This is a genomic window from Vibrio sp. 10N.286.49.C3 (genome assembly GCF_041469545.1).
Lineage (GTDB): Bacteria > Pseudomonadota > Gammaproteobacteria > Enterobacterales > Vibrionaceae > Vibrio > Vibrio tasmaniensis_A.
On sequence record NZ_JBFRKT010000027.1, the window covers coordinates 1 to 25,152 of the forward strand.

21 protein-coding genes and 1 tRNA gene are annotated in these 25,152 nt (G+C 45.0%); 10 read left to right on the forward strand and 12 right to left on the reverse strand.

The window, feature by feature from the left end:
- Nucleotides 1-120: 120 nt before the first annotated feature.
- From AB4180_RS12160 to rpsU, 6 genes are all read right to left on the reverse strand, one after another.
- The gene (locus tag AB4180_RS12160) at nucleotides 121-1,389 is read right to left on the reverse strand and encodes an O-acetylhomoserine aminocarboxypropyltransferase/cysteine synthase family protein (protein WP_102250303.1); all 1,269 of its coding nucleotides are present in this window, start codon (nucleotides 1,387-1,389) and stop codon (nucleotides 121-123) included.
- Nucleotides 1,390-1,589: 200 nt separating this feature from the next.
- Nucleotides 1,590-1,665: transfer RNA gene (locus tag AB4180_RS12165), tRNA-Ile, on the reverse strand.
- A 163-nt stretch (nucleotides 1,666-1,828) separates the two neighbouring features.
- A complete protein-coding gene (rpoD, locus tag AB4180_RS12170) occupies nucleotides 1,829-3,673 on the reverse strand; it encodes an RNA polymerase sigma factor RpoD (RefSeq protein WP_009847799.1) in 1,845 nt (614 codons plus the stop codon).
- A gap of 99 nt (nucleotides 3,674-3,772) precedes the next feature.
- Complete coding sequence (gene dnaG / locus AB4180_RS12175) at nucleotides 3,773-5,524, reverse strand: DNA primase (RefSeq protein WP_102250304.1); 1,752 nt, start codon at nucleotides 5,522-5,524, stop codon at nucleotides 3,773-3,775.
- Nucleotides 5,525-5,643: 119 nt separating this feature from the next.
- Nucleotides 5,644-6,087 (reverse strand): GatB/YqeY domain-containing protein, encoded by a 444-nt coding sequence (locus AB4180_RS12180; protein ID WP_009847797.1) that lies wholly within the window; start codon nucleotides 6,085-6,087, stop codon nucleotides 5,644-5,646.
- A 25-nt stretch (nucleotides 6,088-6,112) separates the two neighbouring features.
- Nucleotides 6,113-6,328: a 30S ribosomal protein S21 gene (rpsU, locus tag AB4180_RS12185; protein ID WP_004396009.1), complete on the reverse strand. Its 216-nt coding sequence runs from the start codon at nucleotides 6,326-6,328 to the stop codon at nucleotides 6,113-6,115.
- Nucleotides 6,329-6,586: 258 nt separating this feature from the next.
- On the opposite strand from rpsU, the gene tsaD reads away from it, so the two are divergent.
- On the forward strand, nucleotides 6,587-7,603 hold the full coding sequence (gene tsaD / locus AB4180_RS12190; protein WP_009847795.1) for a tRNA (adenosine(37)-N6)-threonylcarbamoyltransferase complex transferase subunit TsaD: 1,017 nt from the start codon (nucleotides 6,587-6,589) through the stop codon (nucleotides 7,601-7,603).
- Nucleotides 7,604-7,727: 124 nt separating this feature from the next.
- Complete coding sequence (locus AB4180_RS12195) at nucleotides 7,728-8,543, forward strand: alpha/beta fold hydrolase (protein ID WP_102250305.1); 816 nt, start codon at nucleotides 7,728-7,730, stop codon at nucleotides 8,541-8,543.
- A 92-nt stretch (nucleotides 8,544-8,635) separates the two neighbouring features.
- On the opposite strand, the gene plsY is transcribed toward AB4180_RS12195, so the two are convergent.
- A complete protein-coding gene (gene plsY / locus AB4180_RS12200; protein ID WP_009847793.1) occupies nucleotides 8,636-9,232 on the reverse strand; it encodes a glycerol-3-phosphate 1-O-acyltransferase PlsY in 597 nt (198 codons plus the stop codon).
- A 138-nt stretch (nucleotides 9,233-9,370) separates the two neighbouring features.
- Here plsY and folB point away from each other — a divergent pair, with 138 nt between their 5' ends.
- Genes folB through AB4180_RS12215 form a run of 3 tightly spaced genes read left to right on the forward strand, consistent with a single transcriptional unit; the run spans nucleotide 9,371 to nucleotide 11,028 of the window.
- A complete protein-coding gene (folB, locus tag AB4180_RS12205) occupies nucleotides 9,371-9,730 on the forward strand; it encodes a dihydroneopterin aldolase (RefSeq protein ID WP_004735969.1) in 360 nt (119 codons plus the stop codon).
- Complete coding sequence (gene folK / locus AB4180_RS12210) at nucleotides 9,727-10,209, forward strand: 2-amino-4-hydroxy-6-hydroxymethyldihydropteridine diphosphokinase (protein ID WP_102250306.1); 483 nt, start codon at nucleotides 9,727-9,729, stop codon at nucleotides 10,207-10,209. Before folB ends, folK begins: the two co-directional genes overlap by 4 nt.
- Nucleotides 10,210-10,224: 15 nt before the next feature.
- The gene (locus tag AB4180_RS12215) at nucleotides 10,225-11,028 is read left to right on the forward strand and encodes an undecaprenyl-diphosphate phosphatase (RefSeq protein WP_004735967.1); all 804 of its coding nucleotides are present in this window, start codon (nucleotides 10,225-10,227) and stop codon (nucleotides 11,026-11,028) included.
- An 88-nt stretch (nucleotides 11,029-11,116) separates the two neighbouring features.
- Here AB4180_RS12215 and AB4180_RS12220 read toward each other — a convergent pair whose 3' ends face one another.
- Nucleotides 11,117-12,433 carry a multifunctional CCA addition/repair protein gene (locus AB4180_RS12220; protein WP_102250307.1) on the reverse strand — a complete coding sequence of 439 codons (1,317 nt, stop codon included), beginning with the start codon at nucleotides 12,431-12,433 and terminating at the stop codon, nucleotides 11,117-11,119.
- Nucleotides 12,434-12,469: 36 nt separating this feature from the next.
- Between AB4180_RS12220 and AB4180_RS12225 the strand changes: the two genes are divergently transcribed.
- Both AB4180_RS12225 and AB4180_RS12230 read left to right on the forward strand, forming a co-directional pair.
- Entirely contained in the window at nucleotides 12,470-14,158 is a 1,689-nt protein-coding gene (locus tag AB4180_RS12225) for an ExeA family protein (RefSeq protein ID WP_198592273.1), read from the forward strand.
- Nucleotides 14,158-15,099: a general secretion pathway protein GspB gene (locus tag AB4180_RS12230; protein WP_012603187.1), complete on the forward strand. Its 942-nt coding sequence runs from the start codon at nucleotides 14,158-14,160 to the stop codon at nucleotides 15,097-15,099. Before AB4180_RS12225 ends, AB4180_RS12230 begins: the two co-directional genes overlap by 1 nt.
- 130 nt (nucleotides 15,100-15,229) lie before the next feature.
- On the opposite strand, the gene AB4180_RS12235 is transcribed toward AB4180_RS12230, so the two are convergent.
- The 3 genes from AB4180_RS12235 to AB4180_RS12245 all read right to left on the reverse strand — a co-directional run bounded on the left by AB4180_RS12235 (nucleotide 15,230) and on the right by AB4180_RS12245 (nucleotide 18,118).
- On the reverse strand, nucleotides 15,230-15,841 hold the full coding sequence (locus AB4180_RS12235; RefSeq protein WP_102250309.1) for a TIGR04211 family SH3 domain-containing protein: 612 nt from the start codon (nucleotides 15,839-15,841) through the stop codon (nucleotides 15,230-15,232).
- Between the two features lie 205 nt (nucleotides 15,842-16,046).
- The gene (locus AB4180_RS12240) at nucleotides 16,047-17,309 is read right to left on the reverse strand and encodes an inorganic phosphate transporter (RefSeq protein WP_012603189.1); all 1,263 of its coding nucleotides are present in this window, start codon (nucleotides 17,307-17,309) and stop codon (nucleotides 16,047-16,049) included.
- Between the two features lie 128 nt (nucleotides 17,310-17,437).
- Nucleotides 17,438-18,118, reverse strand: coding sequence for a TIGR00153 family protein (locus tag AB4180_RS12245; protein WP_029223984.1), 681 nt, complete (start codon nucleotides 18,116-18,118; stop codon nucleotides 17,438-17,440).
- 207 nt (nucleotides 18,119-18,325) lie between these two features.
- Here AB4180_RS12245 and AB4180_RS12250 point away from each other — a divergent pair, with 207 nt between their 5' ends.
- Nucleotides 18,326-19,843 carry an inorganic triphosphatase gene (locus AB4180_RS12250; RefSeq protein WP_102250310.1) on the forward strand — a complete coding sequence of 506 codons (1,518 nt, stop codon included), beginning with the start codon at nucleotides 18,326-18,328 and terminating at the stop codon, nucleotides 19,841-19,843.
- A 39-nt stretch (nucleotides 19,844-19,882) separates the two neighbouring features.
- Here AB4180_RS12250 and AB4180_RS12255 read toward each other — a convergent pair whose 3' ends face one another.
- Nucleotides 19,883-20,632 (reverse strand): potassium channel family protein, encoded by a 750-nt coding sequence (locus AB4180_RS12255; protein WP_009848974.1) that lies wholly within the window; start codon nucleotides 20,630-20,632, stop codon nucleotides 19,883-19,885.
- A gap of 97 nt (nucleotides 20,633-20,729) precedes the next feature.
- Here AB4180_RS12255 and AB4180_RS12260 point away from each other — a divergent pair, with 97 nt between their 5' ends.
- Both AB4180_RS12260 and glnE read left to right on the forward strand, forming a co-directional pair.
- Nucleotides 20,730-21,986 carry a methyl-accepting chemotaxis protein gene (locus AB4180_RS12260; protein WP_009848975.1) on the forward strand — a complete coding sequence of 419 codons (1,257 nt, stop codon included), beginning with the start codon at nucleotides 20,730-20,732 and terminating at the stop codon, nucleotides 21,984-21,986.
- 254 nt (nucleotides 21,987-22,240) lie between these two features.
- On the forward strand, nucleotides 22,241-25,090 hold the full coding sequence (gene glnE, locus AB4180_RS12265) for a bifunctional [glutamate--ammonia ligase]-adenylyl-L-tyrosine phosphorylase/[glutamate--ammonia-ligase] adenylyltransferase (RefSeq protein WP_102250311.1): 2,850 nt from the start codon (nucleotides 22,241-22,243) through the stop codon (nucleotides 25,088-25,090).
- Nucleotides 25,091-25,152 lie beyond the last annotated feature (62 nt).

The window sequence follows — 25,152 nt, forward strand, 5'->3', positions numbered from 1 at the left end:
TTTAACTGATCGGCATTACCATCCTGTGATGGGCTTTTTTGTGTCTGCTAGTTAACGATTCGTGTTAGAGCTAGCTGTAGCGTCATTAAGCATTAAGCATTAAGCATTAAGCATTAAGCGCTAAGTGCTAAGTGCTTGCTCTAGGTCAGCCAAGATATCGTCAATGTGCTCGATACCTACTGAGAGACGAATCATCTCTGGTGACACACCTGCTTGCTTTTGTTCCGCTTCGCTTAATTGACGGTGTGTTGTAGAAGCAGGGTGACAAGCGAGAGATTTTGCATCGCCAATGTTCACCAAGCGCTTGAATATTTGTAGCGCATCATAGAAACGAACACCGGCTTCATAACCATCTTTCAAGCCAAAAGATAAAATGGCAGACGGCTTACCTTGCATGTATTTCTCAGCCAGCGGATAGAACTCAGACGTTGGTAAACCAGCGTAGCTCACCCAATTCACTTTCTCATGTTGCTGAAGGTACTCTGCTACTTTTAGTGCGTTCTCTGTGTGTCGCTCCATGCGTAACGACAACGTTTCTAGACCTTGCATTAGCATGAAGGCATTCATAGGCGACAGTGCAGCGCCTGTATTACGTAGTGGAACCGTTCGAGCACGACCAATAAACGCGGCTTCACCAAAAGCCTCGGTGTACACCACACCGTGGTAAGAAGGCTCTGGCTGATTAAATACTGGGAAGCGATCCTTATGCTCTGCCCATGGGAATTTTCCTGAGTCGACAATCACGCCACCGAGTGTTGTACCGTGACCACCAACGTATTTTGTTAGCGAGTGCACCACAATATCAGCACCAAAATCGATAGGCTTACACAGTACAGGTGTTGCTACCGTGTTATCGACAATCACAGGCACACCTTTTGCGTGAGCAAGTTCGGCAACACGTTCTAAGTCGATGATATTACCTGCTGGGTTGCCGATACTTTCGCAGTAAACCGCCTTGGTTTTTTCATCAATCAGTGCCGCTAAGCTTTCTGGTTTGTCGTCTTTGGCAAAGCGAACTTCTATCCCTTGATTTGGCAGCATGTGAGCAAATAGAGTGTAAGTCCCGCCGTAAAGCTGAGGCGTTGAAACGATGTTGTCACCGATTTGTGCCAACGTTTGAATGGCGTAGTTGATCGCCGCGCTGCCCGCACTCACCACTAAGCCTGCAATACCACCCTCTAAGGCCGCCATGCGTTTTTCCAACACATCGTTGGTTGGGTTCATTATACGAGTGTAGATATTGCCCGGCACCGCAAGGTTAAACAGGTCGGCGCCGTGTTGTGCATCATCGAATTCATAAGCAACGGTTTGGTAAATAGGGGTCGCAACTGATTTGGTGGTTGGATCAGTGTCGTAGCCGAAGTGAATCGAGAGCGTTTCGTCTTTCATGTTTCTTCCCTGAACGATTGAATTATTTACGTACTCTCATATTGCCGATTTTTTTATAAAAGAAAAGTATATTTAGTCACAGAGAGGGAATTGGAATTGTGTGGGACGATTGGTTATTTGTAGGAAACATAGCTGTGAGTTGTGCAGCTTCAGAAAAGCAAAAAGCCAGAGCAGTGTGAATTGTTCTGGCTTTTCTAATTTGGTGGCCCCTCCCAGATTTGAACTGGGGACCGAACGATTATGAGTCGTGCGCTCTAACCACTGAGCTAAGGGGCCGTAGGGCATAGATTATAGGGGAACCAATCAATGGTGTCTAGACACTATGAGGGGCAATTCCGCTTACATCTTAGCCACTTAAATCACGTAGGCACAAAAAAGGTGAGCCAACGCTCACCTTTTTTATTTTATGCTTAAAAGCTAACCACACTAAAGCGTGTAATTACTCGTCTAGGAAGCTACGCAGAGTTTCTGAGCGGCTTGGGTGACGAAGTTTACGCAGTGCTTTTGCTTCGATCTGACGGATACGTTCACGAGTTACGTCGAACTGCTTACCAACCTCTTCAAGAGTGTGGTCAGTATTCATGTCGATACCGAAACGCATACGCAGTACTTTCGCTTCACGAGGAGTTAGGCCTGCAAGAACGTCTTTAGTTGCACCGCGCAGGCTTGTTGCCGTTGCAGAGTCTAAAGGCAGTTCTAGCGTTGTATCCTCGATGAAATCACCTAGATGCGAATCTTCGTCGTCACCGATTGGTGTCTCCATTGAGATAGGCTCTTTAGCGATTTTCAGTACTTTACGGATCTTGTCTTCAGGCATTTGCATGCGCTCAGCCAACTCTTCCGGAAGCGGTTCACGACCCATCTCTTGTAGCATTTGACGAGAGATACGGTTTAGTTTGTTGATCGTTTCGATCATGTGAACCGGAATACGGATAGTACGAGCTTGGTCGGCAATCGAACGAGTGATTGCTTGACGGATCCACCACGTAGCGTAAGTAGAGAACTTGTAACCACGACGGTATTCAAACTTATCTACTGCTTTCATCAGACCGATGTTACCTTCTTGGATTAGATCCAGGAATTGTAGACCACGGTTTGTGTACTTCTTAGCAATCGAGATTACTAGACGTAAGTTCGCTTCAACCATCTCTTTCTTAGCACGACGAGCTTTCGCTTCACCGATAGACATACGACGGCTGATATCTTTAATGCTTTGAACAGTAAGAGACGTTTCACGTTCGATTATATCCAGCTTTTGGATAGAACGACGGATGTCGTGTTCGTTACGTTTGATCTTTTCAGCGTATGGTTTGTCTGAAGCAAGAACTTCGTCCAACCATGCTTCGCTAGATTCATTACCAGTAAATAGAGCAATGAAAGATTTCTTCGGCATTTTGCCGTACTCAACCGTTTGACGCATGATTAGGCGTTCTTGAGTACGTACGCGATCCATTGAAGTACGCAGTTCGTTTACTAGGTAATCGAACTGTTTTGGCGTTAGACGGAACTCTTTGAATACGTCTTGCATCATTGTCGTTGCAAGTGTGGCTTTCGGACTTTCATGGCCGTATTCATTGATTGCTAGTTGACGGTTTTGGTAGCTAGTGCGAAGTGCTGTGAACTTCTCAAGAGCAAGCTCAGGATCAATACCTGTATCTTCCTCTTCTTCTTCCTCGTCGTCTTCTGCTTCTTCTTTGTCTTCGTCTTCTAGATCAGTTTTAGCAAGTTCTGAACCGATGTGAGTCGCCGTTGGCGCAGCTGTGCCATCGTCGTCTGGGTCAACAAAGCCATTGATTAGATCTGTTAAACGAATCTCTTCAGCGAGTACGCGGTCAAACTGTTCCAAGATGTATGGAATCGTGCCTGGGTACTCAGCTACAGATAATTGAACAGTATTGATACCATCTTCAATACGCTTCGCAATGTCGATTTCGCCTTCACGAGTCAGTAGTTCAACTGTACCCATTTCACGCATGTACATACGAACTGGGTCAGTTGTACGGCCAATCTCGCTTTCTACGCTTGAAAGCGCAGCAGCAGCAGCTTCAGCTGCATCTTCATCTATATTGGCATCGTCATCATTAAGTGCTAGATCATCAGCGTCAGGTGCAGTTTCTACTACCTTGATACCCATGTCGTTGATCATTTGAATGATGTCTTCTACCTGTTCAGAATCCACGATTTCTGCAGGTAGGTGGTCGTTTACTTCGGCGTAGGTCAGATAGCCTTGTTCCTTGCCTTTAATAACAAGTAATTTTAGCTGTGACTGCGGATTTTGATCCATAGATGATATCCAACTTCAGGTCTGGTGAAGGACGTTGCATTCTCAAATGCAAACCAATTATGTTAACAAATTTATTAAATGCTGACTAATCAAACAGGGTTACGCTTTTAGATCTAGCATTAAAGCTAGTAGCTCCCTTTTTTCTTCGGCTGATAAACCGACACTTCTTGCTTTGGCCTGCAGGTTTTCAATTTGTTTTTCAACGCACTGGGCAAGGATATTGTCCAATGAGTCTAAAAATATGTCTTCTTGATTGTCTTCGTCGAGGGGGATTTCCCAGCTCGCGAGACGAGACAGAAGTGCCTCATGTTTGTTCTCTCGCCAATGTTCTAATAATTGGCCTGTGCTGATATGGGGGTTCACTCGGCAGATATCAAGTACTTCGACGAATAAACTTAGTCCAGGCAGCTGTAAGCCTTTGACACTTGATAAATCCGGTACCATATCAGCATAGCTCGGATTTTGGATAAGCAAAGCGATAACTTCACGCATTGGAGTGCGCTTGAGCTCTTTATGCGGTTGAGGTGTCGGGTTCTTTGTGTGAACGCGAGCACGCCTCAATTGGTTATCAAATCCAGTTCGCTCATCGAGCAATTTTTCGAGCAGTTCTTGGAAGTAACTGTCAGGAATTTTACTAATCAAGGCGCTCGCGTGTGCACGCAGTGCCGATTTTCCTTCTGTTGTTCCTAAATTCAGCTTGTGTATTTCTATCAGGTTATCGAACAAATAGGTCGAAAGCGGCGTCGCATTCTGTACCAGTTGTTCGAAAGCAGCCTGACCGTGTTCTCTAATATAGCTGTCTGGGTCTTCACCGTCTGGCAAGAACAGAAACTTGAGTGTGTTACCTGTTTTTAGGTATTCAAGCGCATTTTCTAGTGCGCGCCACGCGGCCTCTTTACCTGCTCTATCACCATCGTAACAACAAACCACAGTATTGGTCTGGCGGAACAACATCTGAACGTGATCACCGGTTGTTGAGGTGCCCAGTGATGCCACTGAGTAATCGACACCATATTGTGCGAGTGCGACAACATCCATATAACCTTCAACCACAAGTACTTGAGGCGGTTCACGGTATGCTTGTAACACTTCATAAAGGCCGTAAAGCTCTTTACCTTTATGGAAGATCGGCGTTTCTGGCGAGTTTAGATACTTTGGCGTGCCGTCTTCTAAAACACGACCACCAAACCCGATCACTCGGCCACGACGATCGCGAATCGGGAACATCACGCGTCCACGGAATCGATCGTATCGGTTGCCTTTATCGTTTTCTATCAACATGCCGCCAGTAACGAGCATGTCTTGGGCTTCTTTTTGTTGGCCAAAGTTCTTACGAACCAAGTCCCATTCATCAGCGACGTAGCCAATGCCAAACTTCTGTACGATTTCACCAGAAAGACCGCGATTTTTTAGGTAATCAATCGCAGGTTTGTTCGCTGAGATTTTCAGCTGAGAGCGGTAAAAATTACTGATGCCGCCCATCAAATCGTAGAGGTTACGTTTTTGTTCGCTGTTGGCTCTTGGCGCCGTGGATATTTCACCGCTGCGCTGTTCTCTAGGAACATCAAGTCCTAAAAATGAGGCCAGCTCTTCAATCGCTTCAACAAAATCGAGACGTTCGAACTCCATAATGAAGTCGATAGCATTGCCGTGTACGCCACAACCAAAGCAGTGATAAAACTGTTTTTCTTGGCTTACGCTGAAAGAAGGGGTCTTTTCGTTGTGAAATGGGCAACAAGCACCATAGTTTTTGCCTTTTTTCTTAAGTTTCACGCGTGCGTCCACAATATCGACAATGTCGAGACGCGCTAGGAGATCATCGATGAAACTACGCGGGATGTGTCCTGCCATAAAACCTTAGAAAAATGCACTAACTGAGAGTGTGGATAATAATAGTTTGAATAGGTTACAGATACAAACAAGCCGTGCGTTCCGAAGGATTGCACGGCTTGTTGCAATTTGATTTGGGATTAAGCGAGTTTAGAACGAACTAAACCACTAACTTTACCCATATCTGCACGCCCTTGAATTTGTGGTTTCAAGATAGCCATTACTTTACCCATGTCTTGCATGCCCGCAGGTTGAGCTTCTGCAATTGCGCTATCAAGTAGTGCAATAACTTCTTCTTCAGTTAGCGGTTGAGGCATAAAGCCTTCAAGTACCGTAATTTCTGCTTTTTCCACGTCAGCAAGATCTTGACGATTTGCCGATTCATATTGAGCAACAGAATCGCGACGTTGCTTAACCATTTTAACTAATATAGCAATAATGTCGTCGTCGTTCAGAGTGATCCGTTCGTCAACTTCACGTTGCTTAATTGCTGAAAGAGCTAAGCGGATAGTGCCAAGGCGCGGTTTGTCCTTGGCTTTCATCGCTAATTTTTGCTCTTCTTTGAGTTGTTCAATAAGAGCCATAACTCAGTCCTTATGGATTAAGTTATTAGTACAGACGAACGCGACGTGCGTTTTCGCGAGCTAGCTTTTTAGCGTGACGCTTTTGAGCTGCTGCTTTAGCGCGTTTGCGAACTGTAGTTGGCTTTTCGTAATGCTCACGACGACGCACTTCAGAAAGGATACCTGCTTTTTCACAAGAGCGCTTGAAACGACGTAGTGCAACGTCGAACGGTTCGTTTTCACGTACTTTAACTATTGGCATATGCCTTTCACCTCAGGGGTTATTCATTATCGCTGGTTATTCAGTACCAAATCAGAGAAGTTACCCATCGAGCTAACTCTCTATTCGCGTTTGGTCATTAACCAGCTTGATCAAAAATGGTGCGGAATTTTAATCCGATCACAGTGGCTTTGTAAAGCACTTTGTCGATTATAGTCTGTACAATATTTGTTTGAAGAGCTTAAGCAGGGTAATATTGCGCTAATTTCCCATTTTAGACGAAAGCGTGCCGAGAAAATTATGCGCATTATTGGTATTGAAACCTCTTGTGATGAAACAGGAATCGCAATTTATGATGATGAGCAAGGGCTGCTTTCTCATCAGTTATACAGCCAAGTAAAGCTGCACGCCGATTACGGTGGTGTGGTACCTGAGCTAGCGTCGCGTGACCACGTAAAAAAAACCATTCCACTGATTAAAGCGGCATTGGCAGAAGCGAACCTAACGTCGAAAGATATTGATGGCGTGGCTTACACGGCTGGCCCTGGTTTGGTTGGTGCATTGCTTGTGGGCGCAACGATTGGTCGCAGTATTGCCTATGCGTGGGGCGTGCCTGCTGTGCCAGTGCACCATATGGAAGGTCACCTTCTTGCGCCAATGCTAGAAGATAATCCTCCACCATTCCCATTTGTTGCTCTGCTGGTTTCTGGCGGTCATACCATGATGGTAGAAGTGAAAGGCATTGGTGAATACCGAATTCTTGGTGAATCGATTGATGATGCGGCGGGTGAAGCGTTTGATAAAACCGCGAAGCTAATGGGCTTAGATTACCCAGGTGGTCCACTGCTATCTCGACTCGCAGAAAAAGGCACGCCAGGTCGTTTTAAGTTCCCACGTCCAATGACCGATCGTCCGGGTCTAGATATGAGCTTTTCGGGCTTGAAAACGTTCGCGGCAAATACCATTCGTGCTAATGACAATGATGACCAAACTCGTGCTGACATCGCTTATGCGTTCCAAGAAGCGGTTTGTGCGACCTTGGTAATCAAGTGTAAGCGTGCGTTGGTAGAGACGGGCATGAAACGTATCGTGATTGCTGGCGGTGTGAGTGCCAACAAACAACTACGAGTTGAGCTTGAAGCATTAGCCAAGAAAATCGGTGGAGAGGTGTACTACCCACGCACTGAGTTCTGTACAGATAACGGTGCGATGATCGCTTATGCGGGCATGCAGCGCCTGAAGAATGGTGAAACGGCTGATTTATCTGTCCATGCCACACCGCGTTGGCCAATTGACCAGCTAGAGCCGATTGTTTAATCATAACCAATCGCCAAATAAACCATAGTATTTCGATAAACGGTCGCTGAGTGCGGCCGTTTTTATATCCTAGCTTACCGACTGTATGTCGATAAATAATTGCTGATAGAGATTAGGGAAGAAAATGAACAAGTTCACAGTAGACAATCAATCGATGGCGTACCTAGATGAAGGTCAAGGCCCTGTTGTTGTATTAGGCCACAGCTACCTTTGGGACAGTGCAATGTGGAAGCTGCAGATCGATGCATTAAAAACTCAGTATCGCTGTATTGTTCCAGAGCTTTGGTCTCATGGTGAATCACAAGCCGCGCCGAGCTCGATGCGCAACTTAAAAGATTACGCTCAACACATTTTGGATCTACTTGATCATTTAGAAATCGAAGAATTCTCCGTAGTCGGTTTATCGGTTGGTGGTATGTGGGGAACCGAGTTAGCGGAACTTGCACGTGCACGTATCAAGTCTTTGGTTCTAATGGACACTTTCGTAGGCCTAGAACCAGAAGTTGCTCATGCTAAATACTTCAGCATGTTAGACACCATTACTCAAACCAAGATGGTTCCTCAACCGATTGTTGAAGCGGTTGTTCCATTGTTCTTTGCAAATGATGCTCAAAAAAATACGCCAACTTTAGTGGAAGGCTTTACTCAGAAATTATCAGCTCTTAAGGGTGAGAACGCTGAAGAAGTGGCTCGAATTGGTCGAATGGTGTTTGGACGTCGCGATATGATTGAAGCAGTAGAGAGCTTTGCACTGCCGGTTTTGATCGCTGTAGGGCAAGAAGACAAACCACGTCCGGCACTGGAATCATACCTAATGCACGATTGCATTACGGGCAGTGAGTTAGTGGTGATTCCTGGTGCTGGTCATATTAGTTCGCTAGAGCAACCAGAGTTTGTGAACACAATGCTGAAGACGTTTTTAGATAAACATCTGCTGTAAGCAATGAAAGAACGAATGGTATTGACCGAATTAGACTAGCGTCGGTTTAAACGTATCTTAGTTTAAAAATGGTTCGGCTTAGACATGACAGTTTAAGCCGATTTTTTTTGCCCGAGTTTTGGTTCGCTGCCATCGAGTAGGCGGCGGATATTCTGATGGTGACGTAGGACGATCAAACAACACAACATGGCCACAGGCAGTGTGTATTGAGGTTTGACTAACCAAGCGTAGAAAGGTGCGAGCAACACAGTAACCAGTGCAGCTAAAGAAGAATAACGAAACAAAAATGCCACAACCAACCAGGTCGCCATGATCATGCCCGTTAGATCGAATCCAATTGGGGCGATAGCTCCGAGTGCGGTTGCGACGCCTTTACCACCTTTAAAGTGAAAAAATATTGGATACATATGACCAAGACAGGCTGCGATCGCCACAACACCTAAAATGATTGGATCGATCTTGAGGTAGTAGCCAAGCCAAACAGGAATGGTGCCTTTAAGCATGTCACAAAGCAGAACGGCCGCCGCGGCGCCTTTACCGCCCACGCGAAGCACATTGGTGGCTCCGGGGTTATTGGACCCCACAGTTCTTGGGTCAGGAAGTCTTAAGACTCGGCATATCAAGACCGCACTAGAGATTGAACCTAGTAAATAGGCAGCAATAATCATGATGAGTGCCAATGGGGTCATGTTTTTCCTTAAACAGTTATAAGCCTAACGATGGGAAAATAATGCTCAATCTAAGAGTAATTGATATCATATCTGGAATTACGCAAATAATACGTTTTTTTCCCCGGTATGGGTATCCGACCTCTAAAAGGACAAGTCATGGCACTGGATAAAGTTTTCATTGAACAGCTAGAAGTAATTACAACGATCGGTGTTTACGATTGGGAACAAGAGATCAAACAAAAACTTGTTCTTGATATTGAAATGGCTCATGACAACCGCCCTGCAGGTAAGAGTGATGATGTTGTTGATGCTTTGGATTACTCGACAGTCAGCACAGCCGTACTTGACCACATTGCGAATGGCCGATTCCTATTGGTTGAGCGTGTGGCAGAAGAAGTCGCTGAACTAATCATGACTCAGTTTTCAGTGCCTTGGATTAAAATCCGTTTAGCGAAGCCTGGCGCAGTGCCACAAGCAAAAGCCGTCGGTGTGATCATCGAACGAGGTCAAGCATGACAATAGCCTATGTTGGTGTTGGTACGAACATAGACCGCGACAAGCATGCAAGGGTGGCATGGACAGAGCTTCAATCGTTAGGGACTAACCTTAAATGCTCTAAGATCTATCATTGTGAGCCTGTAGGGTTTGAAAGCCATTCGTTTTATAACTTTGTGATAGAGCTCGACACATCACTCTCATTGACTGAATTTTCACAGCAACTTCGTAAAATTGAGTTTAAATGGGGTCGCTCTCAAGATGCTCATAAACTTCAAGATCGAAAGCTCGATCTTGATATTGTGCTGTTTGGAGACGTGGTTTCTGAAAGCGAACCAGAATTACCACGCAGTGATATCTATAAATATCCTTTTGTAACACAACCACTTTATGATCTCTGTCCTGCGAGAGTGATCCCGCAAGATGGAAGAACCGTCAGTGAAATATTGCAGAAGATGCAGCAATTAGATTCGCTCTCTGTCGTAGATATAACACTATAATTTTTAAGGTAAGTAATGAGTTATTTTGAAGCGTTTATGTTGGCGTTGGTGCAAGGCTTTACTGAGTTTTTACCTATTTCCAGTTCTGCACACTTAATCCTTCCTTCGGCTGTTTTAGGTTGGGAAGATCAAGGCTTGGCTTTTGATGTTGCGGTCCACGTCGGTACTCTGGCTGCCGTCGTTATCTATTTCCGCAAAGAAGTGGTCTCTCTTTTGAGCGCATTCTTTGGTTCAGTGTTTAAAGGTGATCGTAGTAAAGAAGCGAAGCTCGCTTGGATGATCATTCTCGCGACGATTCCAGCGTGTATCTTTGGTTTGTTGATGAAAGATATTGTTGAGCTTTATTTGCGCAGTGCGTGGGTGATTGCGACGACAACGATTATTTTTGGTTTATTGCTATGGTGGGTGGATAAAAACTCAAGCCTGCGTGATGACGAATACCAAGCGGGTTGGAAAAAGGCGCTGTTTATTGGCCTTGCTCAAGCAATGGCGATCATCCCAGGTACGTCTCGTTCTGGCGCGACGATTACCGCAGCACTTTACCTTGGTTTCACACGTGAAGCGGCGGCTCGATTCTCTTTCTTAATGTCTATCCCAATCATCACTCTGGCTGGTGGTTATTTGGGCCTGAAGTTAGTGACCAGTGGTGATCCAATCCATGTTGGTACTTTGCTAACGGGAATCGTGGTTTCTTTCATTAGTGCTTATATCTGTATTCACTTTTTCTTGAAGCTTATCTCACGTATGGGCATGACACCGTTCGTTATCTACCGCTTGATTCTAGGTTTTGGTCTGTTTGCGTTCTTGATGATGCAGTAAAAAGCGCTTATGCAGCACCCTACAAGTTGAAACGAAAAACCCGCTTAATCGCGGGTTTTTTAATGTGTGTTTACTAGTGTAATGAAGATTAACTATTAGAGAGTTCTGATAACGCGCGCTCAATCGCAGCAGCTCTGCGTTTTTCTTGTTCTTCTCGAATGTCTTTACCTTGAAAACCATCGGCAATAATCGCTTTAACTTCGACTTGAAGTGCTGCTTGGTAAGCCACTTCAAAACGCGCTTTTTGAGGATACGGCTGATTTTCTAATCCTTTTCGGCCTGCGTGATCGGCCTGGCAGCAAAGCAGTATATCGTCGAGTCTATCTGGCTTACGCCAAACATCGAACTTGTTGAGAACCTTGAGGAAGGTGGTTGGCTTTAGCTCGCCTGCACGATGGATATTGGAATGCTGCTCGCACACTAACAACGCGAGGTCTCTGAATTCATTGGGCACTCTGACTCTTTCACACAGCTTCTTAATGATTTTTAAGCCTGTATGGCAATGCATCTTGTGGCTTGGCCACTCACTTTCTGGCGTGACGCCTTTACCTAAGTCATGCACTTGAGCTGCAAAACGTACTGGTAACGATGAACTTAGTAGCGCAGCTTGCTGAGCAACCATCAGAGTGTGAATGCCCGTGTCGATCTCAGGGTGCCATTTTTCAGGTTGAGGCACACCAAACAGAGCGTCAATTTCAGGCAACACAACAGCCAATGCACCGCACTCTTTCAGTACAGAAAGGAACACTTCAGGGTGCGGAGTACTAAGAGATTTATGCCACTCCTGCCAAACTCGTTCAGCAGTGAGGTGTGCCAGTTCTCCAGATTGCACTATTTCACTCATCATCACCATGGTTTCAGGTGCAACCGTAAAGTTGAGATGATGGAGTTTGGCGGCGAAGCGAGCTACACGCAGCACACGAAGAGGATCTTCAACAAAAGCGTCCGAGACGTGTCTTAGAATACGATCAGAGAGATCTTTTTGGCCATGGTAAGGATCGTAAAGCTCACCTTTATCATCTTGAGCGATGGCGTTGATCGTTAGATCGCGGCGCATGAGGTCTTCTTCCAAACTCACATCTGGTGCAAAGTAACATTCGAAACCTGTATAACCCGAACCGGATTTTTTCTCAGTGCGAGCCAGTGCGTGCTCTTCTTTGGTTTTTGGATGTAAGAATACAGGGAAATCTTTCCCGACAGCAGTAAAGCCAAGGCTTTCCATCTCTTGAGGGGTACTTCCTACCACGACCCAATCTCTATCATAACTATCAATATTGAGCAGCTTATCGCGTACCGCTCCACCGACTAGATAGCGCTGTAGCCCATTGTCTTTTGGTAGGCTATCGTATATTTGCAACTTATCACCTCGAAATGTTTTATCACTGCTGGACTTTACTGCGAGCAATGGTACTTTCCATTAATCGTAATTATAGGGCAGCACATGTATAAGGAATATTTTGGCTTCGTTGAGATGCCATTTTCGATTGTACCAAATTCTCGCTATTTGTTTTTGAGTCAGCGTCACCAAGAAGCGATGCAGAACCTACAAGCCGGTTTAGGCGAAGGAGGGGGCTTCGCGATGCTTACTGGTGAAGTGGGTACTGGAAAAACAACGGTCGCCAAAGCGATGTTGTCATCACTCGATAATCAGACTCAAGCTGGCCTTATACTCAACCCTACGTTTTCCAATTCAGATCTACTTGAAGCTATTTGCGATGAGTTTGAGGTCGAATACCCTGAACAAGCGTCGTTGAAACAGCTGAGTCAGGCAATTCATCACTTCCTGCTTGATAGCCATGCTGAAGGCATTCAAACCTTATTGGTGATAGATGAGGCCCAACACCTTGCAGCTGATGTGTTGGAGCAGCTACGCCTTCTGACCAATTTAGAAACCGATAGTCGTAAGCTATTAAAGGTGCTGTTGGTTGGACAACCTGAATTACAGCAACACTTACAAACCACACAGCTACGTCAACTCGCGCAGCGGATTACAGGTCGCTATCACTTATTACCTCTTAATATCGAAGAAACGGGTAAGTACATCGCGTTTCGTTTGGAAACGGCTGGTGGCGAGCAGATGTTGTTTTCGAATCGTTCAATCAAGCTTATCTCCCAATATACCCATGGTATTCCGAGGCTCATTAACTTGGTGTGTGATAAAGCGCTGCAATTGGCTTTCCATGATGGTGATAAATCACCGAGTAATGAAACGGTTAACCGAGCTTGTCAGCAAATCATGTCCTTTCAGGCCGATGTGTATCACGTCGAGAAAACTCGAGCCACTCATGTAGCCCCAAAATTACTCCAATACGCGGGGATTGCCACATTAAGTGTCGGCCTTGCAATCGCGACCTTTAACTTCGCCCCAACCTATATTAGTTCATGGATGCCTGCGGATACTTCCAGTGAAGTGAAAACGGAAGTAGCGGCGAATGCTCAACGCTCATTTGTGGCTGAAACACCGATATTGGATGATAAATCTATATCGGTTCAAGACCTCAAGGATTCGAAGTTTGCACTACCACAAGATGTTCAGAATCACTTAAAGCAAGGGAATAATCAAACGCTTGCAATTAGGGACCTATACACACTTTGGGGATATGAATCCTCGCTTCGTGATTGGCTATGTTTGAGTGAACAACAAAGTGTATTTGTATGTGAGCAACATCAAGCCAATTTAGAATATTTGATTGAACTTGGAGTTCCCGTGGTTCTTAATCTGGAATTAGGTCAAGAACCTGTGTTTGCTGTACTTTATGGCGCGTCTGAGGAGTCTGTTGAGCTCCTAGTCAACGAAAAGCTATTGGTGATGCCTAAGCGCACCTTAAAGCAAATTTGGCAAGGTGATTATGTCGCGATTTGGAAACAGCCGCTAAGAGATACCCTGAAAGAGGGTTATCAAGGTGAGGCGGTTGCTTTACTTGATCTATTGCTTTCAGAAGTCTTGGGTGAAGACGTATCGGGCAGTGATGTATTTGACTATGAATTGAAAATGAAAATCGAAGCGTTTCAAACTTGGCAGGGTATGTCTGTTGATGGCATTGCAGGTAAGCGCACCTTAGCAAGATTGCAGAGATTAGCTCAACTCGACTCGCCCAAGTTGATGTCATTAGAAGGGGGCGAAAGCTAATGTCACGTATTATGCACGAGCTTAAACAGTCTTCTAATAATAAACCTAGCTTTAAAGGTTACCAAAACCATCACGTGCCTAGTTCTGCTAAAGGGATTAGCAACAAACGAGGTTCATCGTTAACAATGGGACTGATCCTTGTCTTGGTGCCTTCTCTATTGGTGGGCGGCGTTCTGGTTTATCAGTCGTATAATCAACAGCAGCAAGGCTCGGCTAGCCCCGTTGCCTCCGGAGCTCTGCCTGAATCAAAGCTTCAATCAGACTTTGAGCCTCAAATTGCCGGTTCTGGCATTGCCAGTGTGGATGCAGTGTCAGTGGATGCAGGCGATGAAGCATTATTTTCTGTTCGCTCGGCACCGGTAAGCCAGCTTTTGAAAGCACTACCGCGTCAAGAGATACATGCAAAGATGGGCACCGACATCGGTAATATCGCTAGTGACTCAAAAGCGATCGTGGCAAATGTAGATAATAGTAATCAAGCAGCAACGAATTTAGATCCATTATCTATTGAACCGTCAGTTCAACCTGGAACGAATAATGATAATGTCACGCTGCAATCGGACCGTGATTTACTGAAAGGGTTAGACCTCACCGAGTTGCCACCCGATTTAGCGTTGAAGCTTGAATCAATGATGGGAGAGCAGTCGGTTTCATCTGAACCGATGGATTCTAGACCTGTGGGGAATATGGATTCTCAGGTCATCGATTTAGAAACACATGGCAATAGATTGTCTGGTGTATTACCTAAGTTAGACTTACAAACTCACATGTACTCGAGTAGCGAAACTAAGCGTTGGGTAAAAGTGAATGGACATGAAGTTGCTCAAGGGGAATGGATCGAGCGGGGTATTCAGTTGCTTGAGATTAAACCACAATCGGTAATCATTGAATTCAATCAGCAGAAAATAGAAATCCCAGCTTTGTATGAGTGGAAAGGTTAGTACTATCGATATTACTTACTGTGATTGATGTTAGCGCTGTGACTTGAATGATAAATCCAGACAAATAAAAAGGAGCACCTCGGTGCTCCTTTTTGATATTCGATACTGAACCTACTAGCAAATGCGAGGCTTACGTCCAGCCGTTTGGTGACTTTCTACGACGAGGCATGATGTGTGGCAGAACAAGGCCAAGAAGTAGACCAATACCAGCAACACCACCACCGTACATGAAGTACTTCAATAGTAAGTCATCTTTTTGAGTATCTAGCTTAGCGCGTAGTTGACGGTTCTCAGTTTGAGAGCTCGTTAGCTGTTGGCTAATCTCACTGTAGTTCTGCTCTAGTTCAGCAATCTGCTTGTTGCGAGAGTCTAGAGAGCTTGCGAGACCTGCTTTTTCGCTGTCAGCACTTTGGCGAGCATTCGCCAGTTTGCCTTTTACTTCAGAGAGCTCTTTCTCTAGCTTAGGCATGCGCAGCGCCATACTTTCTTTTGTGCTTACGAACTTACTCTCAACCCAACCTTTGCGTCCTCGGCTATCTTGAACCTGAGTGTAACCCGTGCTCTTGTTAGTTTGCAGGTAGGTGATTTTCTCGCCGGCATCAATACTACCTATGATACGGAAAGTATTGTTTGGGCCAGAGTGCATATAAGTAAATAGTTTGTCAGCAATATAACGGTCTTGAGCAAAGGCAGCTGGAGCCGCAAGCATTGCGAACAAAACTAAGCTAATCAGTTTTTTCACAGTAAATCCTTTAACGATTCAAATTGGGTAGGCGTATGAGTCAGCCTCAATGAGCAAATAATATTTAGTTTTTTTATATGGTGCAACAAAGAAGGGAGGCAAAGCCTCCCTTTCTGTGCGTTTGAGTCAATAATGACATGGTATTTACATATCTTTACTGAAGCTCACCGTTTTCTGACGCTAATATTGACTAGTGTCAGGGCTATTACATAGTAAACATAGCCTGAATTGCGTAGAAGAATACAACAGCAAGTAGAGCACCTGCAGGTAACGTCACAATCCAAGAAGCTACGATGTTACGCACAACGCCTAAGTTTAGAGCTGCGATACCACGAGCAAAGCCTACACCTAATACCGCACCAACCAATGTTTGCGTGGTTGAAATCGGAAGGCCAGTACCAGAAGCAAGTACAACCGTACACGCGGTCGCTAGTTGAGCTGCAAAGCCACGGCTAGGAGTTAGTTCTGTAATACCAGTACCAACGGTTGCCATTACCTTATGACCCATTGTTGCAAGACCAACAACGATACCAATACCACCTAGTGGAAGAATCCACCATGCGATAGTGCTCTTGCCTGAGATTTCGCCCATGTGCTCAACCGTTGAAACAACCGCTGATAGTGGACCAATCGCGTTGGCAACATCGTTTGAACCGTGTGCGAATGCCATTGCACAAGCAGTGATAACCATTAGTACGCTGAAGATACCTTCTACGCCAGTAAAACCGTGGTCTTCTTCGCGGTTAGCAAACTTCTTCTGAATGTATAAGTAACCGCCAATCATGACGACAGCAGAAACACCTGCAGCCCATAACCATGCTTCAGTACCGGTTAGATGAAGGCCTACGTGCTTAAGACCTTTCTTGATCGTTACAAGTGCAATGACCATTGTAGTAATGAACATGTATACCGGTACAAAACGCTTCGCATTGAATAGCGGGTTTTCTGTATCGAATATCAGTCGTTGGGCACTGACAAATATGAGATAGGCGAAGATACCGGAAATCAATGGTGTGACAATCCAACTTCCCACAATGCCTTGGACACTGTTCCAATCTACAGCTTCAGTACCCACAGACACACAAGCAAAACCGATGATTGCACCGATGATTGAGTGAGTCGTTGATACTGGCCAGCCCATGTATGAAGCTAGAAGTAGCCATGTACCAGCAGCGAGTAGTGCAGACATCATACCGTACACAAGTACGTCAGGTTGATCTGCAAACAGAGATGTTTCGATAACACCTTTACGGATCGTATCTGTTACTTCGCCGCCCGCAAGGTAAGCACCTGCGAACTCAAAGATCATTGCGATAATGATCGCTTGTTTAACGGTTAGAGCTTTAGAGCCTACTGAAGTGCCCATTGCGTTCGCAACGTCATTTGCACCAATACCAATAGCCATCAAGAAACCGAAAGCTGCTGCAACAATAATCAGGACAGTGCCGTAGTTAGCAAGGATATCCATCGTAATACCTAGTTGTTTGATAACAAGCGGAACAAATTTAGACGCAAAAAACCGCTCAGCGAGAGAAATACTCAGCGCATAAGTGGTTTGTTCAAAAAATGCTCTTCGTTATATAGTTAACGTATGATTTAAGATCGAGAAAGCATTACTTCAAGACGAGCGCCTACACGCTGTGCTTGATCTGCAATACCACCAACCCATTCAAGAATTTTGTATAAGAACATGATATCAACAGGATTCAGACCATCTTCAATCGCCATTAGTTGTTGGCGTAGTTCGATCTGCATCGCGTCCGTGTCATCTTCAATTACATCTAATTGATGAATCATTTCAGCAACGAGTGTTACTTCACGGCCTTTAAAGCCCGTTTCAAGTAATTCGTCTAGTTCATTGATTACGTTTTGTGCTTGGTTCGCTGCATCTAGACAACGTTTAACGTAAGCGATGAAGTTTTCTTGCATAGGAGCAGGAATGACAAGTTGACGACCATATACACGGCCAGCAATGTCTTTCGCTAGGTTTGCTAGTTTGTCTTGTTGAGTTAATAGCTCCAACATATCGGTGCGATCAACTGGCATAAACAAACCGCGAGGAAGTTTAAGGCGAATTTCACGTTTTAGTACGTCAGCTTCTTTCTCAAGGTGAGAAATTTGAGCTCGAATTTCTGATGCTTTCTCCCAGTCACCTTTTGAAGAAACTTCAAAGAAATTAACTAGGTGAGAACAACATTCGTTCACGCATACTACGTGACGCTGCAAAGGTTTAATTGGGGACTTTGCAAATAACCCCATAATTGTATTTACTGGCATGGTCATCCAACCTAATAAATAATAACCTTAAAACAACATACACCATATTCATGGTGAAATGTTAAGCGATGGCTACAAAGTCGCGCATGTTAACCTAATCAATGTCTCATTAAAACTGTTTTAGATCATCATAAGGGCGATATTTCTGACTTGCTGAGTTTTCAAATTGGCAATATCCTGTCCCTATCTTCACAGAAAGGTATAACTATGGAAACCGAGATAGAACTGAAGTTTTTTGTTTCTCCTGATTTTTCAGAGACTTTACGCAATAAAATTGCTGAAACTAAAGTACTTCAGCACAGTTGTCGTGAGCTAGGTAACATCTACTTTGACACCCCCGATAACTGGTTACGTAAGCACGATACTGGCTTGCGCATTCGACGCTTTGATGACGTATTTGTACAAACCGTAAAGACGGCTGGTCGTGTGGTTGCAGGCCTGCATCAAAGGCCTGAATACAATGCAGAACATGACAGCAATGAACCTAAGCTAGCCCTACATCCAGAGGACATCTGGCCAGCGGGTAAAGACATCGAAACGCTGCAAGCTGAGCTGACTCCTCTATTTTCTACCAACTTCACACGTGAGCAGTGGTTGATTGGTATGCCTGATGGCAGTCAAGTCGAGGTCGCATTCGATCAAGGTTTTGTTGAATCAGGCGAACTGCAAGAACCGATTTGTGAAGTCGAATTGGAACTTAAGTCCGGTCAAACAGATGCTCTGTTTACCCTGTCTCGTCAATTCTGTGAACAAGGTGGCATGCGTTTAGGTAATCTAAGCAAAGCTGCTAAGGGTTACCGCCTTGCTCAAGGTTATCAAGGAGATGAAGTGACTCCTTTGACCTTAGTTGATACTGATAAAAGTGATACCGTTGAATCGTGTTTTATTCAATCTTTAGAGCATGCTCTCGCTCATTGGCATTATCATGAGCAGATCTTCACCGAGCGCCAATCCATTGAAGCGTTACATGAGATCAGTCACTCGCTGAGTTTTATTCGTCAAACCTTCACTATCTATGGTGGCATTGTCCCAAGACGTGCGAGTGCTATTTTACGTCAAGAGCTCAAGTGGCTTGAGCAAGAACTCAACTGGCTGAAAAGCTATGACCACTTTGAAGATTTGCTCGAAGATAAAGGCCACGTACTGCGTAAATTGGATGCGCGTAAGTTTTTGGTCGCTGAACTTAAAGAGATGCAAGAGCAACTTCCCGATCGCGAAGAACTGCTTACCCTGTTGAGCTCTGCTCGTTACACTGGTTTGTTGCTAGATCTGAGTCGCTGGATCTTGTCTCGTGGCTGGCAACCTTTCTTAGACGAAAAAGCACGAGAACAAATGGCACGTGGTATCGAATGGTTTTCGGTTAAGCAGCTCGATCGCACATGGGCCGACTTGATGGAAGCTTTCCCGCCAGAGCGAGTGATGACTAGCCAAGCGTATATTGAGCAGCAATATCGTTTGATGAGAAACCTATATTCTGGTGTTGGTTTCGCGAGTTTGTATGATGACGATGAACGAAACAGTTTCCGCTTGCCATGGGCCGATATGGTGCAAGGTATTGACGATTTGCTGGCACTTAAAACATTAGAGCCTTTGACTGAGAAATTAGAAGGCGATGAGAAGGTTCAGCTAGAGCGTTGGTTAGCTCGTCAAGAGGTGTCTATTCTGCATGCGATGGAACAGACACGCCAAATAAGCGTAGAAGTTGAGCCGTATTGGCAAGACTGAGTTTTATAACAACATGAAATTGAAAATAGGGCTTTGGCCCTATTTTTTTGTTTGTTGTTCCAGCTTTTCTAGTCGTTCGAGAATTTTCTGTTGTTGCTCAATGATCTTCTCAAGGTGCTTCTCTTTGTTTTCTGCTCGTTGATTGTCATGGCGAGTTGGAGAGGTGATCAAAGAAGTAATCAACCCTGAAATCATACCAAAAACACCCACACCACAAATGATCACCAGAGAAGCGACTAACTTGCCTGAGCTCGTCACTGGATAATAATCGCCGTACCCCACGGTACTAATCGTTACGAAAGCCCACCATAAAGCATCTTGGCCAGTGGTAATGTTGGCATTGGGATCCTTGTGCTCTAGCAGCAGTATTGTTCCTGCACCTATGGTCAGGAGAATAACCAATAGCAAAATAATTGAGGCGAGTGTCGTTTCTTTTCGATTGCTAAACAGCTCCCTGAAAACACGTTTTCCTGACCGAAGAACGAGAATCACGCGCAAGATCTGAAAAATGCGAGCGAATCGAAGTGGCTCGACCATAGGGATGCTTGCCAAGAAATCGATCCAGTGTACTTTTAGATATTCTTTCTTATTTTGTGATCTGAATAGATCAATAGTGAGCTGAAAAAGAAAAACGCTACAGATTATAAAGTCCAGGCCGATAAGAACTTGTTTCGATTCTTTATCAATCGGTGCAAACAATAAGCCTGAGATCACAAATAACGCTAAGAAAGAGAGAATCAGTGATAATAAGCTCATCGGCTTAGTGGTGTCTTTGATACTATTTAACATTCATACGAGGCTCAAAATAAATCGCGAACTTTGACTGACATAGCCATCTCGCGGATATAGAAGCCATCAATATATAAGAGTTAATGGAGAACTGACAATGACTAAACTGTCATTCAAGCCGTGGGAAAGGATTATCTCGGACATCCGTCTCGTTCCAAAAATGATCATGCTGATGGTTTTCAGCACTATCTTGATTATTTCGAAGCAGCTATGGGACGCAAGTGCGTTTTACGATTCATTACTTGCAGTCACTAACAATGCACAAGTTGCACAGCAGCATTACGAGACTTACCTAGTTCAAGTGGCTTGGCAAACAGCCTTGATGATCATTGTGTTTGTGGTTCTTCTATTGGCGGCAGCGCGCGTTATGCTTCGCCAAACTCAATACCTCAATGACGCCATTAAAACGATGGCCGATAAGAACCTATCAGTGCCAATTCATATGGATTGTAAAGATGAATACGGTGATGTGGCACGAGAACTCGAAAAAACTCGAGTCCAGTTGAGTGACATGATCAAAACTCAGGTGGCCTCTTCTGATGAGTTGTTTGCCCTGACGGAAGTGATGACCATCAGCATGTCCGAAACCAAAGATTCAGCTCAGGAAGAATTTAACGAAATCGACCAACTAGCGACAGCAATGAGCGAGATGACGTCTACTGTGCAAACCGTGGCTGAGCACGCGCAAAGTGCTTCTTCTCTTACTGAGCAAGCATCAGGTCAAGCACTAACAGGTCAGAAGTTCGTTCAAGGTTCTGTTTCTAAGATGAGTGAGCTTTCTTCGGACATCGCAGCCTCTGCAGCAGCGGTAAACCAAGTAGAAGAGCGCGTAGACTCGATTGGCAGTGTGGTTGGTACTATCCAAGGCATTTCAGAGCAAACCAACCTATTGGCTTTGAACGCAGCGATTGAAGCCGCGCGTGCAGGTGAAGCGGGGCGTGGTTTTGCGGTTGTTGCCGATGAGGTTCGTAACCTTGCGCAACGTACTCAGCAAGCGACAGTAGAAATTCAAGATATGATCAGCCATCTACAAAGCAGTGCTAACTCGGCTGTAGAGCTGATGGAAAAGAGTGTTGTTGAAGCGGCTGAAGGCGTAGACCTAGTGACTAACGCTGGTTCTGAGCTTGATGGCATCGTAAGTCAGGTAAACCAGATTAATGATATGAACTTCCAGATCGCGACTGCTGCGGGCCAACAAACTAGTGTGGCGGAAGAGATGAGTGTCAACTTGACCAATGTTCGTGAGCTTGTTGAAGCCTCCGTAGTGGTGGTGGGTGAGCTTCTCGAGACTTCTGAGATCATGGAAAGCAACGCACAAGAGCTAGACGGTAAGATTAAGCAGTTTAAGGTTTAATCCCCTGTTCTCGGTCTTGAGCTCTAGTTCGCAAGATCTATAGGTCTATTCCTAGAGGTTTGGCCACGGAGACTTGTTATTAGAGATAAAGGCTTTGCTTGATAAGTTCACTGATAAAACGCCCACATTGCTAATGCGGGCGTTTTTTATTGGCAGAACTTTGGTATAACTAATCATTAGTTTTTAGAACTCGTTATTGAAGAACCGAACCGACAAACCAATTGTTCGGTGCGCAGCTTACACAAGGAAGAAACATGCCATTGCCTTCTCTACTCGTCACTCATTCCCAGTCTGCTTTTGAGCAATTATTAGAGCATCAAAGTGACGCCATTAACACTTGGCCTGAGTCATTGATTGCCGAGCTCAAGCGTGTATTAGGCTTGAGCTGTTTTGTTGGTGATTGTTTACAGCGTGACTCGATTTTATCCAGCACCTTGCCAGAGATGCTGAGATGTGAAGAGCGCGCGGAAGGGTATCGTAAGCGTTTGGCCGAGTTACTTTCTGGTTGTGCTGATGAAATGAGCGGCCAACGTGTACTGCGTCAATTCCGTAATCGAGAGATGATCTACATTGCTTGGCGTGACTTTATGGGCTCATGGGATCTAGAACAGAGCTTAAATCATTTGTCGATGCTAGCAGAGGCGATGATCTTCGAGACCTATCAATGGCAGTACGATATTTGTTGTAAAGAGTGGGGCACACCTTGTAACGAGCAAGGTGAAGCGCAGCCTATGTTGATCATAGGTATGGGCAAGTTAGGTGGCGGTGAGCTGAATTTCTCTTCCGATATCGATCTAATTTTTACTTACCCTGAGAATGGTGAAACCCAAGGAGCAAGAAGAAGTATCGCCAACGCGCAGTTCTTCACGCGTTTGGGGCAACGTATTATCAAGGCGCTTGATCAGCAAACCTTTGACGGATTCTGTTATCGAGTCGACATGCGCTTGCGTCCATTCGGGGAGAGCGGCCCTTTGGTCATGAGCTATGCTGCTCTTGAAGACTATTACCAAGAACAAGGCCGTGACTGGGAACGCTACGCAATGGTTAAGGCGCGTGTGATGGGCAGCGAAATGTACCCTGAATACCAAGAGCTCCGCCAGATGCTGCGTCCGTTTGTTTTTCGTCGTTATATTGATTTCAGTGCCATTCAATCTTTACGTCGAATGAAGTCGATGATCAGTAGCGAAGTGCGACGTCGTGGCTTATCAAACAACATTAAGCTTGGCTCTGGTGGTATTCGTGAAGTCGAGTTTATTGCTCAAGTCTTTCAACTGATTCGTGGTGGACGTGAACCGAGCCTTCGTGGTCGAGGTTTGTTGGAGACGCTAAGTGCGATTGAATCTCTTCATTTATTAGAAGCAGAAGAAGTCGGTCACTTACGTGAGGCATACCTGTTTTTACGCCGCCTTGAGAACCTATTACAAGCGATGGCAGACAAGCAAACTCAAACCTTACCTGATGGCGATTTCGAACAGTTGCAACTTGCTGTCGCCATGCAGTTTGCAGATTGGGATGGTTTGATTGATTCGACACGTGCTCATATGGCGAATGTTCACACCGTATTCGAAGACCTAATTGGGGTTGATGAAGATGATGCTAACCCAATCGCGAGTCACTTTAGTGAGTTGTGGGATATGGCTCATAAGCAAGATGTGATTGAGCAGGTTCTAGAGCATGACATCGCGATTGCTAACCCGCAGCAAGCGGCGAAAACCATTATCCAATTCAAAGCTGATTTGGCTAAGAAAACCCTTGGCCCTCGTGGACGTGAAGTACTCAATCGATTAATGCCCAAAGTGTTTCAAGCGCTCTATACCGCCAAGGATGCTGAATTTGGTTTGTCTCGAGTGCTGCATCTGTTGCAAAAAATCGTTACACGCACCACGTATCTTGAGCTATTGGATGAGCACCCCGCTGCCCTCACTCAACTCGTTCGCTTATGTACAGCGAGCCCGATGATCTCGGAGCAGTTGGGTCGTTACCCAATTCTGTTAGATGAACTTATTGATCCGCAGCAACTCTATAACCCCGTGCCTTTAGAGTCTTACAAGACCGAGTTACGTGATTATCTAGCCCGTATTCCTGAAGATGACATGGAACAACAGATGGAGGGGCTGCGTCAGTTTAAGCAGACTTGTATCTTGAGAATTGCAGCCGCTGATATTGCGGGCGTTTTGCCTGTTATGAAGGTAAGCGACCATCTAACCTATTTAGCAGAAGCGATTGTTGAGGCCGGCATTAATCAAGCTTGGTTACAAGTGACAGCCAAGTTTGGGGAGCCTACCCACGTTAAAGATCGTGAAGGCCGTGGCTTCGCCGTGGTTGGTTACGGCAAAGTCGGCGGTTGGGAGCTTGGTTATAACTCCGATCTTGATATTGTGTTCATGCACGATTGCCCGGTACACATCTATACTGATGGTAAAAAAGAGATCGACGGACGCCAATTTTATCTGAGATTGGCGCAGCGCATTATTCATATTTTCTCGACCAGAACTGCTTCTGGTATTTTGTACGAGGTCGACACTCGCTTACGTCCTTCAGGTGTCTCTGGTTTATTGGTGAGTCCAACCGATGCTTTTGACGAGTATCAGCACAATGACGCGTGGACTTGGGAACACCAAGCTTTGACTCGCGCTCGTATGATTTATGGTGATGACTTATTGGCTTCGGCATTTAACAAGACTCGCCATGAGATTTTGTGTTTGACTCGAGATGAAGCTGTACTTAAAAAATCCGTTGTCGATATGCGTGAAAAAATGCGCGGGCACCTCGGTGGAAAAAAAGCCGATCGATTCATGCTGAAACAAGATGCGGGTGGTATCACCGATATTGAGTTTTTGGCGCAATATTTAGTACTTCGATACAGTAATGAAAAACCTAAGTTGACTCGTTGGTGTGACAATGTACGAATCTTTGAAAGTCTGTTGTCACAAGGGATTATGGACGAACAGCAAGGCATGGCATTAACTAGTGCCTATACAGCATTAAGAGATGAAATCCATTACCGCAACCTACTCAACCTTGATGCGGACGTGGCGATTGATAAATTTAAAATGGAAAGGGAACATGTTGTTCAGGCATGGAAGCAATGGATGGAAGCGTAACGGAACTATTTCTTAACGGTTACGTCATTATCATTTAGTGATCGCTTATCGACTTCTTAGCT

Bases quoted from the DNA above. Each gene is read 5' to 3' on its own strand.
- AB4180_RS12160 (WP_102250303.1), bottom strand. From the start codon at position 1,389: ATGAAAGACGAAACGCTCTCGATTCACTTCGGCTACGACACTGATCCA.
- rpoD (WP_009847799.1), bottom strand. From the start codon at position 3,673: ATGGATCAAAATCCGCAGTCACAGCTAAAATTACTTGTTATTAAAGGC.
- dnaG (WP_102250304.1), bottom strand. From the start codon at position 5,524: ATGGCAGGACACATCCCGCGTAGTTTCATCGATGATCTCCTAGCGCGT.
- AB4180_RS12180 (WP_009847797.1), bottom strand. From the start codon at position 6,087: ATGGCTCTTATTGAACAACTCAAAGAAGAGCAAAAATTAGCGATGAAA.
- rpsU (WP_004396009.1), bottom strand. From the start codon at position 6,328: ATGCCAATAGTTAAAGTACGTGAAAACGAACCGTTCGACGTTGCACTA.
- tsaD (WP_009847795.1), top strand. From the start codon at position 6,587: ATGCGCATTATTGGTATTGAAACCTCTTGTGATGAAACAGGAATCGCA.
- AB4180_RS12195 (WP_102250305.1), top strand. From the start codon at position 7,728: ATGAACAAGTTCACAGTAGACAATCAATCGATGGCGTACCTAGATGAA.
- plsY (WP_009847793.1), bottom strand. From the start codon at position 9,232: ATGACCCCATTGGCACTCATCATGATTATTGCTGCCTATTTACTAGGT.
- folB (WP_004735969.1), top strand. From the start codon at position 9,371: ATGGCACTGGATAAAGTTTTCATTGAACAGCTAGAAGTAATTACAACG.
- folK (WP_102250306.1), top strand. From the start codon at position 9,727: ATGACAATAGCCTATGTTGGTGTTGGTACGAACATAGACCGCGACAAG.
- AB4180_RS12215 (WP_004735967.1), top strand. From the start codon at position 10,225: ATGAGTTATTTTGAAGCGTTTATGTTGGCGTTGGTGCAAGGCTTTACT.
- AB4180_RS12225 (WP_198592273.1), top strand. From the start codon at position 12,470: ATGTATAAGGAATATTTTGGCTTCGTTGAGATGCCATTTTCGATTGTA.
- AB4180_RS12230 (WP_012603187.1), top strand. From the start codon at position 14,158: ATGTCACGTATTATGCACGAGCTTAAACAGTCTTCTAATAATAAACCT.
- AB4180_RS12240 (WP_012603189.1), bottom strand. From the start codon at position 17,309: ATGGATATCCTTGCTAACTACGGCACTGTCCTGATTATTGTTGCAGCA.
- AB4180_RS12245 (WP_029223984.1), bottom strand. From the start codon at position 18,118: ATGCCAGTAAATACAATTATGGGGTTATTTGCAAAGTCCCCAATTAAA.
- AB4180_RS12250 (WP_102250310.1), top strand. From the start codon at position 18,326: ATGGAAACCGAGATAGAACTGAAGTTTTTTGTTTCTCCTGATTTTTCA.
- AB4180_RS12255 (WP_009848974.1), bottom strand. From the start codon at position 20,632: ATGTTAAATAGTATCAAAGACACCACTAAGCCGATGAGCTTATTATCA.
- AB4180_RS12260 (WP_009848975.1), top strand. From the start codon at position 20,730: ATGACTAAACTGTCATTCAAGCCGTGGGAAAGGATTATCTCGGACATC.
- glnE (WP_102250311.1), top strand. From the start codon at position 22,241: ATGCCATTGCCTTCTCTACTCGTCACTCATTCCCAGTCTGCTTTTGAG.